The 17657-nt window shown below is 56.4% G+C and carries 13 protein-coding genes and 2 tRNA genes; 12 read left to right on the forward strand and 3 right to left on the reverse strand.

The window, feature by feature from the left end; translation table 11 throughout:
• Window positions 1–38 precede the first annotated feature (38 nt).
• The 10 genes from odhB (at window position 39) to AC27VO_RS11265 (ending at window position 14630) form a co-directional block, all read left to right on the forward strand.
• Window positions 39–1271, forward strand: a complete 1233-nt coding sequence (gene odhB, locus AC27VO_RS11220; RefSeq protein WP_488666804.1) for a 2-oxoglutarate dehydrogenase complex dihydrolipoyllysine-residue succinyltransferase — start codon at window positions 39–41, stop codon at window positions 1269–1271.
• A 94-nt stretch (window positions 1272–1365) separates the two neighbouring features.
• Entirely contained in the window at window positions 1366–2793 is a 1428-nt protein-coding gene (gene lpdA / locus AC27VO_RS11225; RefSeq protein WP_488666805.1) for a dihydrolipoyl dehydrogenase, read from the forward strand.
• Between the two features lie 129 nt (window positions 2794–2922).
• Window positions 2923–4020: a cell division protein ZapE gene (gene zapE / locus AC27VO_RS11230; protein ID WP_488666887.1), complete on the forward strand. Its 1098-nt coding sequence runs from the start codon at window positions 2923–2925 to the stop codon at window positions 4018–4020.
• Between the two features lie 10 nt (window positions 4021–4030).
• A complete protein-coding gene (locus AC27VO_RS11235; RefSeq protein ID WP_488666806.1) occupies window positions 4031–4705 on the forward strand; it encodes a hypothetical protein in 675 nt (224 codons plus the stop codon).
• Window positions 4706–4816: 111 nt separating this feature from the next.
• Window positions 4817–6886 carry a DNA repair helicase YoaA gene (gene yoaA / locus AC27VO_RS11240; protein WP_488666807.1) on the forward strand — a complete coding sequence of 690 codons (2070 nt, stop codon included), beginning with the start codon at window positions 4817–4819 and terminating at the stop codon, window positions 6884–6886.
• A 366-nt stretch (window positions 6887–7252) separates the two neighbouring features.
• Window positions 7253–8026 (forward strand): sulfate reduction electron transfer complex DsrMKJOP subunit DsrO, encoded by a 774-nt coding sequence (gene dsrO, locus AC27VO_RS11245; protein ID WP_488666808.1) that lies wholly within the window; start codon window positions 7253–7255, stop codon window positions 8024–8026.
• A gap of 17 nt (window positions 8027–8043) precedes the next feature.
• Entirely contained in the window at window positions 8044–9084 is a 1041-nt protein-coding gene (gene nrfD, locus AC27VO_RS11250) for an NrfD/PsrC family molybdoenzyme membrane anchor subunit (RefSeq protein ID WP_488666809.1), read from the forward strand.
• Between the two features lie 102 nt (window positions 9085–9186).
• Complete coding sequence (locus AC27VO_RS11255) at window positions 9187–12372, forward strand: tetrathionate reductase subunit A (protein ID WP_488666810.1); 3186 nt, start codon at window positions 9187–9189, stop codon at window positions 12370–12372.
• Between the two features lie 132 nt (window positions 12373–12504).
• Window positions 12505–13182 carry a response regulator gene (locus AC27VO_RS11260; protein ID WP_488666811.1) on the forward strand — a complete coding sequence of 226 codons (678 nt, stop codon included), beginning with the start codon at window positions 12505–12507 and terminating at the stop codon, window positions 13180–13182.
• Window positions 13179–14630: an ATP-binding protein gene (locus tag AC27VO_RS11265; RefSeq protein WP_488666812.1), complete on the forward strand. Its 1452-nt coding sequence runs from the start codon at window positions 13179–13181 to the stop codon at window positions 14628–14630. The genes AC27VO_RS11260 and AC27VO_RS11265 overlap by 4 nt, the downstream gene beginning before the upstream one ends.
• Before the next feature lie 425 nt (window positions 14631–15055).
• Here the strand turns inward: AC27VO_RS11265 and AC27VO_RS11270 are convergent, their stop codons facing one another.
• On the reverse strand, window positions 15056–15247 hold the full coding sequence (locus AC27VO_RS11270; protein WP_488666813.1) for a transposase: 192 nt from the start codon (window positions 15245–15247) through the stop codon (window positions 15056–15058).
• 102 nt (window positions 15248–15349) lie between these two features.
• A tRNA-Val gene (locus tag AC27VO_RS11275) sits at window positions 15350–15456 on the reverse strand.
• 66 nt (window positions 15457–15522) lie between these two features.
• Between AC27VO_RS11275 and AC27VO_RS11280 the strand changes: the two genes are divergently transcribed.
• A complete protein-coding gene (locus AC27VO_RS11280; protein ID WP_284214486.1) occupies window positions 15523–16692 on the forward strand; it encodes a tyrosine-type recombinase/integrase in 1170 nt (389 codons plus the stop codon).
• A gap of 122 nt (window positions 16693–16814) precedes the next feature.
• Window positions 16815–16891, forward strand: a tRNA-Pro gene (locus AC27VO_RS11285).
• Window positions 16892–17009: 118 nt separating this feature from the next.
• On the opposite strand, the gene AC27VO_RS11290 is transcribed toward AC27VO_RS11285, so the two are convergent.
• Window positions 17010–17528, reverse strand: coding sequence for a DUF6933 domain-containing protein (locus tag AC27VO_RS11290; protein WP_431308088.1), 519 nt, complete (start codon window positions 17526–17528; stop codon window positions 17010–17012).
• Window positions 17529–17657: the final 129 nt, after the last annotated feature.

Raw genomic sequence — 17657 nt, forward strand, 5'->3', positions numbered from 1 at the left:
TAGGCAGAGGGCCTCCCACTTTTTGGAAAGAATTCAAAATGGCAATCGTAGAAGTAAAAGTTCCCCAGCTGTCTGAGTCCATCGCAGAAGCGACCATGATGACTTGGAAGAAGAAGGCCGGCGAAGCCGTGGCCGTCGATGAAATCCTGATCGAGATCGAAACCGACAAGGTGGTGCTGGAAGTGCCTGCACCTTCCGCCGGTGTACTGGTTGAAATCGTGCAAGGTGACGGCGCAACCGTGACCACCGAGCAGCTGATCGCCAAGATTGACACTGCCGCTGTGGCCGGTGCTGCAGCCGCTCCTGCGGCGGCCGCTGCACCCGCAGCCGCGCCAGCTGCTGCTCCTGCTGCAGCCGCCAACAAGGGCGATGTGGCGATGCCTGCTGCTGCCAAGTTGCTGGCTGAAAACAACCTGTCTGCTGCCAGCGTGGCTGGCACAGGCAAGGATGGCCGCGTGACCAAGGGTGATGCCCTGTCTGCCATCAAGGCTGGTGCAACCATTCCTACCGGCGCACCCAAGGCTGCGCTGCCCCAAGTGGCTGCACCTGCTGCCAAGGAAGACCTGTCGGGTCGCCCAGAGCAGCGCGTGGCCATGACCCGTCTGCGCGCTCGCGTGGCCGAGCGTCTGCTGCAGTCGCAATCCACCAACGCGATCCTGACCACGTTCAACGAAGTGAACATGGCCCCCGTGATGGCCCTGCGCAAGAAGTTCCAGGACGACTTCACCAAGGAACACGGCGTGAAGCTGGGCTTCATGTCCTTCTTCGTGAAGGCTGCAGTGCACGCCTTGAAGAAGTACCCCGTGCTGAACGCGTCGGTGGACGGCAATGACATCGTCTACCATGGTTACTTCGACATCGGTATCGCTGTGGGCTCGCCCCGTGGCCTGGTGGTGCCCATCCTGCGCAACGCCGACCAGATGAGCTTTGCCGACATCGAAAAGAAGATCGCTGAATTCGGCAAGAAGGCTGCAGACGGCAAGCTGGGCATTGAAGAAATGACTGGCGGTACCTTCTCCATCTCCAATGGCGGTACTTTCGGCTCGATGATGTCTACCCCCATCATCAACCCCCCACAATCCGCCATCTTGGGCGTGCACGCCACCAAGGACCGCGCTGTGGTGGAAAACGGCCAAGTGGTGGTTCGCCCCATGAACTACTTTGCCATGTCGTATGACCACCGCATCATCGACGGCCGCGAAGCTGTGCTGGGCCTGGTGGCCATGAAGGAAGCGCTGGAAGACCCATCGCGCCTGCTGTTCGACCTGTAATTCACACAGGGTTCGCACCTCCGATGAAAACCCACCCTTGGCCACGCCCTGCGGTGGGTTTTTTCAAGCACTGAATTCAAGAGATTTTTAAGCTATGAGCAAGCAATTTGACGTTATCGTGATCGGCGCCGGCCCTGGCGGTTACATCGCCGCCATCCGCGCCGCCCAGCTGGGCAAGAACGTGGCATGTATTGATGCATGGTCCACCAAGGCAGGCACACCTGCACCCGGCGGCACTTGCACCAATGTGGGTTGCATTCCTTCCAAGGCACTGCTGCAGTCGTCTGAACACTTCGAACACGCCAAGCTGCACTTTGCCGACCACGGCATTAGCACCGGTGAAGTGTCCATGGACGTGGCCAAGATGATTGAGCGCAAGAACGCCATCGTCAAACAAAACAACGACGGCATCCTGTACCTGTTCAAGAAGAACAAGGTCACTTTCTTCCACGGCACTGCTGCGTTCAGTAAGGCCGTGGAGGGCGGCTACGAGATCAAGGTGGCTGGCAAGGCCGAAGAAACCTTGGTGGCGCCTCAAATCGTGGTGGCCACAGGCTCTAACGCACGTGCATTGCCCGGCCTGCCGTTTGACGAGCAAAAAGTGCTGTCCAACGACGGCGCGCTGGACATTGGTGCTGCACCCAAGAAGCTGGCACTGATTGGCGCTGGCGTGATTGGTCTGGAAATGGGCTCCGTGTGGCGCCGTCTGGGTACGGAAGTGACCGTGCTAGAAGGCATGGACAAGTTCTTGCCTGCGGTGGACGAGCAGATCGCCAAGGAAGCCAAGAAGGCGTTCGACAAGCAAGGTCTGAAGATCGAGCTGGGCGTGAAGATTGGCAATGTGGACACATCCGGCAAGGGCGTGAAGGTGGAATACACCAACGCCAAGGGCGAAGCCCAAACCCTGGACGTGGACAAACTGATCGTCTCGATCGGTCGTACCGCCAACACGAACGGCCTGAATGCAGCGGCTGTGGGCTTGAACATTGACGAGCGCGGCATGATCGTGGTCGACGACGAGTGCAAGACCAATCTGCCTGGCGTGTGGGCCGTGGGTGACGTGGTGCGTGGCCCCATGCTGGCGCACAAGGCCGAGGAAGAGGCGGTGGCCGTGGCCGAACGCATCGCTGACCAACATGGTCATGTGAACTTTGCTACCCTCCCATCCGTGATCTACACCAGCCCTGAAGTGGCATGGGTGGGCCGTACCGAGCAGCAACTGAAGGCCGATGGCGTGAAGTACAAGGCCGGCTCGTTCCCCTTCCTGGCCAATGGCCGTGCGCGCGCACTGGGCGACACCACCGGTATGGTGAAGTTCATTGCCGATGCAGAGACCGACGAAATCCTGGGCGTGCACATGGTGGGCCCGATGGTGTCCGAGCTGATCTCCGAAGCTGTGGTGGCCATGGAGTTCAAGGCATCGTCGGAAGACATCGCCCGTATTTGCCATGCACACCCTTCGCTGTCGGAATCGACCAAGGAAGCGGCTTTGGCAGTGGATAAGCGTACGCTGAACTTCTAATTCAATTTAGAAGCAAAATAGCTGCCAAGCCCAGGTTTTGCCTGCGCTTGGCGCTATTGTTTTGAAGAGTCCTGTTTGGGCCGCCTTTCTGGCGCCTAAACAGGGTAAGAAAGCTGGATGAGCATGAGTCTGTCTGTCCGTGCGGCCTACGAGGCCGAACTCGCCGCGAAAGGCTTCACCGCCGACCCCGCTCAGCTGCGCGCTGTGGATGCGTTGCAGCGTTGCGCCGACGACTGGGCGGCCTACAAGTCCAAGCGCTCCAACGCGCTCAAGAAGATTTTCCAAAAGCCTGATATTCCGCGTGGCGTCTATATGTACGGCGGGGTAGGGCGGGGCAAAAGCTTTTTGATGGACTGCTTTTTCAATGCCGTGCCCATCAAGCGCAAGGTGCGGCTGCACTTTCACGAATTCATGCGCGAGGTGCACCGTGAGCTGCACGTGCTGCAGGGCACGCAAAACCCGCTGGATGCCTTGGGCGCCAAAATTGCCAAGCGCTACAAGCTGATTTGCTTTGACGAATTCCATGTGGCAGACATCACGGATGCCATGATCTTGCACCGCCTGCTGGTGTCTTTGTTTGACAACGGCGTGGGCTTTGTCACCACATCCAACTTCACGCCGGATGGGCTGTACCCCGATGGCCTGCACCGCGACCGCATCTTGCCGGCGATTGATCTGCTCAATGCGCGCATGGATGTGGTGAATGTGGATAACGGCACGGACTACCGTCGCCGCACGCTGGAGATGGTCCAGCTCTACCACTGTCCTTTGGGCGCGCAGGCGGATGCCTCCATGACCGAAGCGTTTGAGCAGCTGATGGATGTGCCGGACGAAAAACCGGTGTTCAAGATCGAATCCCGTGAGATTCCCGCGCTGCGCCGCGCCGGTGGCGTGATCTGGTTTGATTTCCGCGAGCTGTGCGGCGGCCCGCGCTCGCAAAACGACTATCTGGAAATTGCCAGCCAATTCCACACCGTGCTGCTGTCGAACGTGCCCTATATGCCCGTGAACATGGCTTCCCCCGCGCGCCGCTTTACCTGGCTGGTGGATGTTCTGTATGACCGCCGTGTCAAGCTCATCATGTCGGCCGCAGTGCCGCCCGAGCAGCTGTACACCGAAGGGCCGCTGGCGCATGAGTTTCCGCGCACAGTGTCTCGCCTCAATGAAATGCAATCGCAGGAATTCCTTGCACTCGAGCGTCGGGTGGTGGATACCGGGTTGACTTGATCGCATCGCTATGAATTTTTCTTCCTTGCTCTTTCGTACTTGCAGCGCACTCGCACTCAGCGCACTGACCCTGGCGGCGCATGCCCAGAGCGCGGAGCCGGATGAAGCGGCCCGCGCTGCGCAGTTACAGCAGCGTGCAGCGGCCCGCGAGAAAGAGCGCGCCGAGATTGCCCAGGTGCGGCGTGAGGTGGAAGCGCGCAAGGTAGCGGCTGAAAAAGAATGCTGGCAACGCTTTGCGGTAGAGCGCTGCCTGAGCAAGGCGCGCACGATGGCGCGCAACGAGGGCAATGTGCTGCGCGATCGTGAATTGCGCGTCAACAGCAAAGAGCGCCAGGAAAAAGCCAGTGAGCGCCTGCGCGAAATCGAGAAAAAGCAGCGTGAGAAAACCGTGCCGGTAGTCACCGTCACACCGCGTGAAGGCACGGGCAAGTTGAATACTGGCGCGCGGCAGGCCGAGGCGCAGCAGCGTGCGGCAGAGCAAGCCCGCCGCGTGCAAGCGCATGAAGCCACGGCGGCAGATAAGCAGGCGGCGCAAACGCAAGAGCGTGCCCAGGCGGTGCAAGCGCACCAAGAAAAACTGGAAGCTGCAGCGCAGCACCGCGCCAGCAAGGCCGACGACATTGCCAAGCGCAAGGGTGCGCCGCTGCCTGTGCCAGACATGCTGTCACCACCTCCAAAACCATAAAAAGCAGAGCAGCTAGCGCTTGTAAGCGTTGGGTTTCAGATCTATAAAAGGCTGAACTCCACTAATTAAAAGCGCCAACAGCTCTTGTTTTTGAACCAACCCGCATTGGCCATGAATTTGCACGACCAAGTTGCTGCCGCCTTCACAGAGGACGGCTGGCTGGCACGTGCGGAGCCGCATTTTCGACCGCGCACCGGCCAGGCCGCGATGGCCATGGCGGTGGCCGAGACGATTGGAGAGGGCGGGGTGCTGGTGGTTGAAGCGGGTACGGGCGTGGGTAAAACCTTCTCTTACCTGGTGCCCGCCTTGCTCAGCGGTGAGCGGGTGGTGATCTCGACGGCCACCAAGGCCTTGCAAGATCAGCTGTACCTGCGCGATCTGCCGCGTCTGGTACAGGCGCTGGGGTTGCCGCTTCGTGTGGCGCGCTTGAAGGGGCGTTCCAGCTACCTGTGCCTGCACCGTCTGGCGCAGGTACACCAAAACAAAACACCGCTGGATCCCCAGGTGCTGCGCGTGCTAGCCCGTGTGCAAGACTGGTCGCATGGCACTCGCACGGGCGATATGGCGGAGCTGTCGGGGCTGGCAGAAAACTCCACCGTAGCGGCCATGGTGACCTCCACCAAAGACAACTGCGTGGGCAGCAGTTGCGCGCATTGGGAGCAGTGCCACGTCAATACCGCACGGGCTCAAGCCTTGGAGGCTGACATTTGCGTGGTCAATCACCACCTGTTCTTCGCCGACATGGAGGTGCGAGACTCTGGTGTGGCGCAGTTGCTGCCATCGGCAGGGGTGGTGATCTTGGATGAGGCCCACCAGCTCAATGAAACCGGAATTCAGTTCGCCGGCTGGGCTCTGGGCACACGGCAGTTGCAGGGATTCATCAAAGATGTTTTGGGCGATGTGACCTTGCACGCGCGCGGCTTGGCAGACTGGATGGAGTTGCTGGGTCAGCTGGAGCAGGCCATCAACATATGGCGCGCTGTAGCGGGTGACTGTGCGCCCGGTACACGTTTGCGCTGGCTGGGGGCCGCCCCCGAACATGTGCCCGAACAAGCCTGGCGGCGCGGCCTGCATGCGGTGGGGCAGTCCTTGCGGGCCTTGTTGCTGGCACTGGCCAAGGTGGCCGAAACCGCCCATGCACTGGTGCCGCTGTACGAGCGCGGCGCACGCCTGCTGTCACAGCTGGCCAGCTTTGCCCAGCCGGTGCCCGATGATGCGGTGCGCTGGCTGGAGGTGACGCGCCAGCATCTGCGGTTGATGGAGTCTCCCCTGAACATTGCACGCCTGATGCGCACACACATTGGGGGTGATGACGCACCGCCCGAGGGTGAGCCGCAGGCATCGGCTGGCCGCAAAGCATGGGTTTTTACTTCGGCCACGCTGGGAGACGATGCGGATCTGCGCTGGTTCATTGAAACCTGCGGTTTGCGCCAGGCACAGGTGTTGCGGGTGGAGAGTCCGTTCGATTACGCGCACCAGGCAGTGCTGTATGTACCGGAAAGCTTTCCGGAGCCTGCGCAGCAAGCAGCGCACAGCGCTGCCGTGGCGCAGCTGGCCGGTGATGGTGCAGCCGCTTTGGGTGGCCGCACCTTGGTGCTGACCACGACGCTGAAGGCGCTGCAAGCCATCGGAGCGCAGCTGCAGCAGCGCTTTGGCCTGCTGGAGCCCATGGATGTGCTGGTTCAGGGGCAAGGCCCCAAGCACATGCTGATGGAGCGTTTTCGTGCAGGTACGGTCAATGGCCGGGGTTGTGTGCTGGTGGCTTCCTCCACTTTCTGGGAGGGGGTGGATATTCCGGGCGATGCGCTGCAACTGGTGGTCATCGACAAGCTGCCTTTCCCTCCGCCGGATGACCCGTTGGTAGAAGCGCGCTCGCGTCAACTGGAGGCGGTGGGCCGCAGTCCTTTTGGCGACTACATGCTGCCCGAGGCAGCCATGGCACTCAAGCAAGGCGCGGGTCGCCTGATCCGCAGGGAAACAGATACCGGTATTTTGGTGGTGGCAGATACGCGACTGCGCACCAAGGGCTACGGCCGACGCCTGGTGCAGGCCCTGCCGCCCATGCACCGCATTGGCAGTGAGGCCGCGTGGCAAGCCATGTTGCATGCGCTGGCGGAAGGCGGCTTGCCGCAGGTATTAACGGGTTGCGATGGAAGTGCTCAAGTGCAACAGACGCCATAGGCATCCACGTCGAACGCGTGGCGTATGGCGGCTTTTCTTGGATGTGTGAAGTACACAGCTTGCAAATCGCAATCCAGGTGAACTTTCTAAGTTCCAGTAAAAAACAAGAAATGAGTAATCGATACGGCTAGCCTGTTACAGAAGATGTAATAACTAAATTATTATTTATCTTGATAATATTTTTGGATTAATATTAGTTTTGCTTTATTTCTCTTAATACTTTCTTAATTTGTTTTTTGTTAAAATAAAAAGTTTTTATAAAATTAATCGAGAAATAATAAATTGTACTGATTGACATATCTCAGTTCTGCGTAATTGGTTTCTCTTTGAAAATAGGTTTATTTCATTAATAAACGGATTTTCAATATGAATGAAAACCGCAATCCCACAAAATCATCTCACAGCAGTAAACGCACTTTTTTGCAAGAGTTGCTGGCTGTGGCAACGGGCTTGGGTTTGGGCGGTACGGCGCAAGCGGTCCCTGTCGAACCTGAGTTTCAGCCCACTCGCCACCCCGGAATGGAGGGCAAGCGTTTTGGCATGCTGGTGGATATGCGCAAGTGCATTGGCTGTCAAGCGTGCACGGTGAGTTGCTCGGTCGAAAACCAGCCACCGATTGGCCAGTTCCGCACCACGGTGCTGCAGTACGAAGTCAATCAAGACGATGGCACTGCCCCAGCCATGGTGAGCTTGCCACGCTTGTGCAATCACTGTGACAGCCCTCCGTGCGTGCCGGTGTGCCCGGTGCAGGCGACCTTTCAGCGTACGGATGGCATTGTGCTGGTAGACAACGAGCGCTGTGTGGGCTGCGGCTACTGCGTGCAAGCCTGCCCGTATGACGCCCGCTTTATCAACCACGAGACCCAAACCGCTGACAAGTGCACGTTCTGTGAGCACCGGCTGGACGTCGGTTTACTGCCCGCTTGCGTTGAAAGCTGTGTGGGTGGCGCACGCGTGATTGGGGATTTGAACGATCCGCACAGCGAAATCAACCAGCGCATGGCACAGCACCCGGATGAGATCAAGGTGCTCAAGCCCGGTATGAAGACGCAGCCGCGCGTGTTCTACATCGGCTTGCCGGATGCGTTTGTGAATGGCATAGATGGGCAAGCCAGCGTGCGCTTGCTGTCGGACCACTGAATCCACAGGAGGCTTGTATGCAAATTATTGAACTCTTGACCCCGCACTACGAAGTCGCGTGGCTGCCTTGGGCGGTGCAATATTTCTTTTTGGTGGGCGTGGCCACTGGTGCTGCATTGCTGGTGAGCGCCTGTGCGTTTGGCCGAGACGGCAGTGCCTTGCACGGGATGCTGCCGGTAGCGGTGCTGACGCTGGCTGTCAGCGGCTTGGCTGCCCCTGTGTCTCTGTTGGCGGACTTGCACCAGCCCGCACGGTTTTGGCATTTTTATGCGTATTTCACGCCTTGGTCGTGGATGTCGCGTGGTGCGGTGTTGCTGCCTTTGTTTGTGGTTTTGGCAGCGGCGATGTGCGCCAGCTGGTGGCAGGGTAAACAGCGCTGGATGCGCTGGTTGGCACCGCTGCTGGTGTTGTCTGCGCTGTCGATTACGGTGTACAGCGGTGCCGAAATGATGGTGGTGCGCTCGCGCCCCTTGTGGAACACGCTGTGGGTGCCTGTGAATTTGGCGCTCACAGGGTGGTTGGCTGCGGTGGGCGTGGCTTTGGTGGTAGAGCGCTTTTTGCCCGCAGCCCTGCGCCCGGATATGCGTGCTTTGCAGGCGCTGCGCGGCGTGGGTTTGGGCCTGGCGGCTTTGCTGGTGTTGGTGGTGGTGGTTTGGGCGGGCAGCGGCTTGCTGGGCATGAGCCCTTCGTTCAATGAAGCCATGCGCTTGGTGGAGGAGTTCCCGGTGTGGCGCTGGACCATGCTGGGCTCTACCGTGTTGGGTGCGGTGGTGCAGGGCGCTTTGCTGCGCGGTAAGCAGCGTTTGGGAGCCAAGGGCTTCACCTTGGTACTGGGGTTGGGTTTGGCTGGTGCAGCGTGGGCTTTCCGCTGGGCGCTGTTCATGGGGGTTCAGGGCGTACCCAAGTTTGGTGCAGGGCTGTATCTGTACCACATGCCTTGGGGCGGTGATGGCTTGCTGGGCATGGTGGGTGTCGCGGGTTTGTGCGTGGCTTTGGTGGCCATGGCTACGTGGGCGCTGGAGGTGTTTCCGGCCCACAACCCACGCGCGGCAACCTAAACCTGGTCATCGAAAGACTTTGAAAGAAATTAGCCTCTAACTCAATATTGACGGGTGCTTGCAGCTATGAAAACTGCAGGTTCCTGCCCTGAAAGGGCAACCATGACTGACAAAAAACACACTTCTGCCCCCCACAATGAACCCGATGTCGCACGCCGACGCATGCTGCTGCGTGGGGGTGCCGTGGCCGGGGGGCTGGCCGCTTTTGCGGCAGGTTATGGGTCAACCATGGCACGCGGTGCCAAGGGCTTGATCGACGGCACCTCGGGCGCACCCACAGCCAGTGCCACGCGTGGCAATTCGCTGCAACCAGAATTTCGCATTGACCTGGTCACCGGTCAGCTGACCACGCAGCCTGGGCAGGTGGTCAGCCCATCCAGCTGCTTGGGTTGCTGGACGCAGTGCGGCGTGCGGGTGCGCGTAGACACTGAGCACAACACCATCTTGCGCATTGCCGGCAACCCTTACCACCCGCTGGCGACGACCAATCCCGCACCGATGGAAACGCCGGTGCGTGAGGTCTACGCCATGCTGGCCGGCGACAACGGGCTAGAAGGGCGCGCTACCAGTTGTGCACGCGGCTCGGCCATGCTGGCGCACCAAAAGGCGGAGCACCGTGTGTTGACCCCGCTCAAACGCGTGGGCCCGCGTGGGGCGGGGCAGTGGAAAAGTATCTCGCTAGAGCAACTGGTCCAAGAAATCACCGAGGGAGGGGATTTGTTTGGCGAAGGGCATGTGGATGGTTTGCGTGCCATCCGTGACCTGACCACCTTGATCGATGCAGAGAATCCGGAGTACGGCCCCAAGGCCAATCAACTGCTGGTGACCGATGCCTCGAATGAAGGCCGCACCCCGCTGATCAACCGTTTCGCTAAGCAAGCGTTTGGCACGGTCAATGTGTCCAATCATGGTGCCTATTGCGGTCAAAGTTACCGCGTGGGGACTGCAGCGGCGCTGGGAGACATTGCGGGCATGCCCCACGGCAAACCCGACTGGAAAAACTCACGCTTTGGCTTGTTCATTGGTACGGCACCAGCGCAGGCGGGGAACCCTTTCCAGCGCCAAGGCCGTGAGCTGGCGGAGGCTCGGTCACGGCAAGAGAGTACGTACAAGTATGTGGTGGTCTCGCCCGTGTTGCCGACTTCGTCCAGCTATGCCTCGGGCGACAACAACCGCTGGTTGCCTATCAAGCCTGCTACTGATTTTGCACTGGTGATGGGCATGATCCGTTGGATCATCGAGCAAGAGCGTTACGACGCCCACTTTTTGAGCCAGCCCGGCCCCGTGGCAATGGCTGCGGCGGGTGAGGCCTCGTGGAGCAACGCGACCCACTTGCTGATCAACGCGCCCAAGCACCCACGCTACGGCCAGTTTTTGCGCGGCGCTGACATGGGTTGGCCCATGCCTGAAGCGGTGGATGAAAAAACACCCGCAGAGGATGTGTTTGTGGTGCAACTGCCCGACGGCAGCTTGGTGCCGCACACCAGCGCCCAAGCTGCTGAGCTGTGGGTGCAAGACAAGCAGGTGACGGTGCAGGTGCCTGCCAAAGACGATGCATCAGCCACGCAGGTGGAACTGCCGGTGTGCACCGCCATGGTGAAACTGCGCGAAGAGGCACAGCGCATGACGCTGGACGAATATGCGGCTGTGTGCGGTGTGCCCGTGGCAGAGATTGAAGCGCTGGCCCAAGAGTTCACCAGCCACGGCAAGCAGGCCGTAGCAAATTCGCACGGCGGCACCATGAGCGGCGCAGGCTTTTACACCGCCTATGCAATTGCCATGCTCAATAACCTGATTGGTAATTTGAACGTCAAAGGCGGCTGGGTGCTGGATGCGGGCCCCTTTGGGCCCTTTGGCCCAGGGCCGCGCTACAACTTTGCCCAATTCAAGGGCGCAGTCAAACCCAGTGGGGTGGCGCTGTCGCGTACCCGCTTCCCTTATGAGAAAACCAGAGAATTCAAACGCAAAAAAGAAGCGGGCGAGAATCCGTACCCGGCCAAAGCACCGTGGTATCCCGCCCCTGGTGGTATGAGCAGCGAAATGCTGGCGGCAGGTTTGCTGGGTTATCCCTACCCGGTGAAAGCGTGGATCAACCACATGAGCAATCCGGTGTACGCCGTTTGTGGTTTTGAAAACACCTTGGCGCAGGCGATCAAAGACCCGAAAAAGCTGCCGTTGTTTGTCTCGGTGGACCCGTTCATCAACGAGACCTCGGCCTTGGCCGACTACATCGTGCCCGATACCGTTACCTACGAAAGCTGGGGGGTGGGTGCGCCGTGGGCTGATGTGGTGGCTAAGAGCAGCACGGTGCGCTGGCCGACGGTGGATGCCGCCACGGCAAAAACTGCGGATGGCCGTCCCGTGAGCTTTGAGAGCTTTGTCTTTACGCTGGCCAAGCAGCTGGAGCTGCCCGGTTTTGGCAAAAATGCCATGTCGACCAAAGAGGGCGAGCCACTGGATTTGGACAACGCAGAAGACTTTTATCTGCGCGGCATGTGCAATATCGCCTACCAAGCAGGCCAGCCTGTACCTGAGGCCAGTGACGACGACATTGCGCTGACGGGCTTGCAAAAGTGGGTGCCTGCGATGGAGCAACGCTTAAAGCCTGAAGAAGTGCGCAGGGTGGCCATGGTAATGAGTCGAGGCGGGCGCTTTGACAAGTTGGAGAACGCGTGGAAGGGCGATCAACTCAAACTGGCGCACAAGTTCCCCGTGCAGTTTTGGCATGAGGGCTTGGCCAAGATGCGTCATTCCATGACGGGTGAGCGTTACAGCGGCTGTCCCACCTGGTACCCCACGCGGTTTGCGGATGGCTCCAGCATGCGCGAGCACTTTCCGGAAAACGAATGGCCGTTGACCATGAGTTCGTACAAATCCAACTTGATGAGTTCTATGTCGATTGCGGCACCACGCTTGCGCCAGGTGCACCCGCACAATCCCATCAGCTTGCATGTGGACGACGCGGCCAAGCTGGGCATTGTTAACGGCGACCACATTGAGGTGCAAACGCCCGGAGCGAAGCTGCAAGGCGTGGCACTGGTGCGCAGTGGCATTGCCAAGGGCGCGATTGCTATTGAGTATGGCTATGGACACAAGCAACTGGGGGCTGTGGCACACACGGTGGATGGCAAGGCTACGCATGCCAACCCGCAGCATGGCAATGGGGTGAATTTGAATACCTTGGGCTTTGCAGACCCTACACGTCCTGCCAAAGACAATGTATGGATTGACTGGGTCTCTGGTGCGGTGGTGCGTCAAGGCTTGCCAGTTAGCGTGCGCAAGGTATAGGTACTGCCAACCTTCAGTGGCTACATGCACCAGAGCACTGGTTTGCCCACCGCATGCGGTGGGCTTTTTTGTGCAGGCTCCACCCATAATCCCAAGGGGAGCTTTTTCGGAGTTGAGCGGAATGGGTAACGTATGCGTGTATTGATCGTCGAAGACAACATGCTGGTCGCCTCAGGCATCAAGGCGGGGCTGGAGCTGCATGGTTTGACGTGTGATGTAGCTCACAGCGCAGCCGCCGCGCAGCGGTCAGTGGCAAGCAGCCAATTTGATGTGTGCGTGCTGGATTTGGGGCTGCCTGACGGGGATGGGCTGCAACTGCTGGCGCAGTGGCGCGGCAAGAATTTGCATATGCCTATTTTGATTTTGACGGCCCGAGGCACATTGGAAGACAAGATTGCAGGGTTTCAATCGGGCTCTGATGACTACATGGTCAAACCGTTTGATCTGCAAGAGCTGGTGGTGCGCTTGCAGGCCTTGCACCGGCGTGCGGCGGGGCGCGCCAGTGATTGGCTGGAATGGTCGGGGCTGCGTTTAAATACGGCGGCCCATGAGGCGTGGGTCAGTGGTCAGCAGGTTGACTTGTCGCGCCGAGAGTGGGCTTTGTTGGGGGCGCTGCTGCAAGCCAATGGGCGGGTTTTGGCCGCCGCGCAGTTGCACGATAGCTTGTACGGTTTTGAGCAAGAGGTGGGGAGCAATACGGTGAATGTGCATGTGCACAATGTGCGCAAGAAACTGGGCGTTGACGTGGTGGAAACCGTGCGTGGCTTGGGCTTTCGCCTAGGCGGTGCGTATTGCAAAGAGGGCCTATGAAAAGCTTACGCCTACGCTTGGTGCTGACTTTGTGCACCGCCATTGCCGTGGTCTGGAGTGCGGCGGCTGCGTGGATGTTTGGCAGCATGCGCCATGAATTGCAAAACGTGTTGGATGATCGTTTGATTGCTTCGACGCGCATGGTGGCCGGCATCGTGGGGCAGTTTTCTCAAGCGCAAATCGAAGCGGCCAGTCAGCCGGGCAAGCATTCGGACCTGGCGTCAGTGATCTCTCGGGATGGTGTGGCGTGTGAGGTTAGCTTGGTGCGTAGCGAGGTCGAGTTGCTGCCCATTGCCCGCACCCACAACAGCCCCGGATTTACCGATTTGCAGGAGCTGGGTTTTGGCACCATCACCAAGGGCGGTAAACCGTGGCGTACTTATGTGCTGGAGGACAACGGTATTCGCATCACCACGGCCGATCGCATAGATGTGCGCGAGCATTTGGTGCAATCGTTTGCCTATGCATTGGTGCTGCCTTTTGTGCTGGTGCTGCTGGGCTTGTTGGCACTGACGTGGTGGTTGGCTACCCGTGGATTGGAGCCTTTAGGCCGACTTCGAAAAGCCTTGGAAGCCAGACCGCCACAAGACGATCACCCCATTGACGTGGGGCAAGATATCAAAGAATTGGCACCTATGGTGCGCAGCTTAAATGCATTGCTGAAACGCAGTCATGACGCGTTAGAGCACGAGCAGCGCTGGACATCAGATGCTGCACATGAATTGCGAACGCCTCTCACCGCAATTAAAACCCATGTGCAGGTGACTCAAGTAATTCTCGATCGAGAATTGAAAAATAGACAGGATGGAGATTATTTAGAATTAAATAAATTAAAAGAATCTTTGGAGCATGTGGAAAAAGGTGTTTCTCATATGCATGGAATGATTGAACAACTTTTGATATTGGCGCGAGTCGAGAGTTCAGGAGTTATTTGTTCAGAAAAATTGAGTATTGTAGAGTTTTTGGCAGAGTTTAAAGAAATATTAATTTTATCTAAACAAAATGCTGTTGCTCAAGGGTATTCAAGTGAATTTAAGTTTTCATTCGAAGTTAGTAATAAAACTAATGTTGAAGATTTAGTTTTATTACCTCCTTTATCTATGAAATTGTTAGGGTGTGTTGTTATTAATTTAATGAATAATGCATTTAGATGCAATGATGCCCGTAAACCGGTAGATGTAAATGTGACTATAGGTGAATGCGATGGTTTATCTATAAAAATTCGCGATTATGGAACGGGGATGACGATCGAAGACTGTGAAATGTCAATGAAGAGATTCTGGCGAAAAATTTCATCTACTCATGGGGCCGGCTTGGGGTTGACAATAGTTAAAAGAATTATTACTACTGTGAAAGGTCGGCTGAAAATTTTACCGGCGCATGGTGGTGGAATTTTTGTTGAAGTATATATTCCTATGAAATTTGATTTCATTAATAATTCTTATTAAATTTAAAGTGTTTTTAAAGTTTCAAAGGATTTTTGGCAAATAAATTGATGTGGTTTGGTGTCACATTCGAAATCCAGTCTTGGCTTTAGCCCTAGGCCCGTGAAAATCAGTAAACCGATTCAATATGGCTGCTCGGATATGCCGCTTGTCGGCATGACGTGCAGGGCATTACGCGCGTGCACCGTCGTTTGATGCAATTCATCTTGGTTTCCGCCACACTTTTGCAGTGATAGTCAGTCTGGGGTTTGCAGATCTCTAGCCACAATCGGCAGCAGGCGGCAATGACTGCTTTGGGTACGTTTAAAGATGTGTCTTTTGCAGATGCGTGCATTCTTTAGAGCGGGCGGCAGGGGGGCTTCACCCTTGTCCAAGAGTTTGAAACTCGCCGGTTCAGTCACTAATCACAGTCCTGCTGGAGCACATGTCTATGGCATCTGAACATTCAGGCCGAGCCACCGGTTGTTTGGTGTGCTGAAGTCTGCTATCTGCCACTGAAGGCACTGTAGTTGCAGCACCGGTTGCACTGAGTCCGTAGCCTGGCGGAATACCAATGCAAACAGGGTTTTGAGTAACAAACCAGACTGGATGGTTGCATCAGGGTGCCGCTTACAAGCCAAGCTGGATGTAGCCAGCTGCTCGTGCTGCTATATAGATAGCCATAAAAAAAGCCCGCTTTTGAGCGGGCTTTTTTTGCAAACTTTGGTCAAGGTTGCGGTATTTGGTAGGCGCGATTGGATTCGAACCAACGACCCCCACCATGTCAAGGTAGATTTTTCATAGGCAGTATGAAAAAATAAACGACTTCATCACTCTTGACTCCCCACCTTATCTCCATGAAAGTGCGCTGTTGTGCGCATGTGTTTTTCATACTTTTTTCATACCAGAGGTGGTGATGAGCAAGAGCTTCCAGAAAGTCGTTGATCGTAAAGCGTTGCCTCCGAGGCGTGATCCTTACTGGATGAAACTCTCGCAAGGGAACTATCTGGGATATCGAAAGATGGAGTCCGACAGTGAGGGGACTTGGACAGCTCGTTCATACGATTCACTCTCTGGGCAACAGCGCAGGCAGCCACTCGGTGACTTTTCAGAATACCCACCCAGTGAACGCTTTGACTTGGCGAAAAAAGCTGCTGAGGATTGGTTTGCACACATTGGAAAAGGTGGCGCATTAGGCACTTACACAATTACAAGCGCATGTAGTGCCTATGTCGATCACCTTATCAGCCGAGGCAAGGAGTCTTCTGCGGCTGATGCCAAGTCACGCTTTGATAGCTATGTGCTGGACGATGCTCAATTCGCGAATCTGGAACTAACCAAGCTAACGCCTGCACACATTGAGGCATGGAGACGCCGCTTGCGAGACCGTCCTGTCACTAGCGGAAAAAATAAAGGGCAAAAGAGGAGCGAAAGCACACTCAACCGTGACATGACACCTTTCAGAGCGGCCCTCAATCATGCATATGGTGATGGCCATGTCACCTCGGACTTCGCCTGGAAGAAAAAGCTCTTGCCCGTTGAGAATGCAGACAAACAGCGCACGCTTTATTTAGACATTGATCAGCGCAGGCGTCTTATCGATCATGCCCCGCCCGATCTTGCGAGCTTTTTAAAAGCACTTTCACTACTTCCACTGCGCCCCGGAAACTTAGCAAAGCTTTGTGTTGCTAATTTCAGTGCCAAGCTCAAGACGATTTCACTGCCGGTGGACAAAGGCAAAGAAAACCGACACATACAACTTTCCAAGCAAGCGTTTGAACTGTGTCGAGAACAAGCGAAGAACGCAGACCAAAGTGCTCCATTGTTTCGACAGCACTCAGGCGAGGCTTGGCACAAGGACGCTTGGAAAGATCGAATCAAAGTAGCAGCAGCAAATGCTGGGCTGCCTGCTGAAACTGTCACCTATACATTGCGACATTCCACCATTACTGATCTCGTACACCAAGGTGTTGACCTGCTGACGGTTGCGCAAATATCAGGTACTTCTGTGAAGATGATCGAAAAACATTACGGACACCTCCGCAACGAAGTCACCAGTCAAGCTTTGGAGAAACTTAGTCTTTGAATGAGTCTTCGGTGAGATGCCAACGCATCGAACACTCATTGAAAGGTGATCGGCAATCAAGCACTTGCGTTATCACACAAAGAGTAAATTTTGATAGCAAGAGTGTTAGAATTCACAGCTTTCGGAGCGTGGCGCAGCCTGGTAGCGCATCTGCTTTGGGAGCAGAGGGTCGCGAGTTCGAATCCCGCCGCTCCGACCAAATGATTCAAGGACTTAGCTGAGAGATCGGCTAAGTCCTTTTGTCTTTTCTGGGCTGAGGGGTAAACAAGAAATTTGCTTCTTGGTCCCTTTCATGCTGCTCAAGCGACGAGCCCTGGCTATGACAAAGTACGCAACTTGCTTTCAGCCACATCCCAAGAATTCGCCCAGCCAATGGTTCGTTGCGGCGTTTTGTTCATCTTGAAGATGATCTCAGTCAGGTCACAGTGTTCAAGCCCGCCCATGTAATCAATCATGGACTGATAGCGCCACACCATATCGTTCATGCAACCCATGGCTGCTCGGTTGTCATTTTTGGCGTAACGAAATTCAATGTACGGATCAATCGCACGTGCAATCGCATCACCGGGCAAGTCCCGCATCTGCAGCAGTTGCACCAAGCCGCCAATCAGCATATCTGGCAAACGCTGTGGTGTCATCGGCACCTTGCCACTGAGCAAAATAAAAGACAGCAATGTGGATTCGCTCATGAAGACATATGCCTTCCTGCGCCCAACCATAAAACGGTTGACCATCCAATGTCCCAGCGGGGCATCTGATGACTCAGTAGGCGAGAGTTGGTCTTTGTGCAGACCGATTGCTTTTTGCACATCGGCTGTGCATTTCAAATAGAGCATACCGTTTAAGTCGTTTAGGGCAACAACACCAATGCCACAGCCTGCAGCTCCTATGCCGTTACGCCGGCGCTTGCTGGTCCAGCCTGTTTAGGGTGGTGGCAGAGCCAATGAGCTGACGCTTTTCTTATC

The sequence above is a fragment of the Comamonas sp. 14P8.1.4 genome, assembly GCF_057799285.1.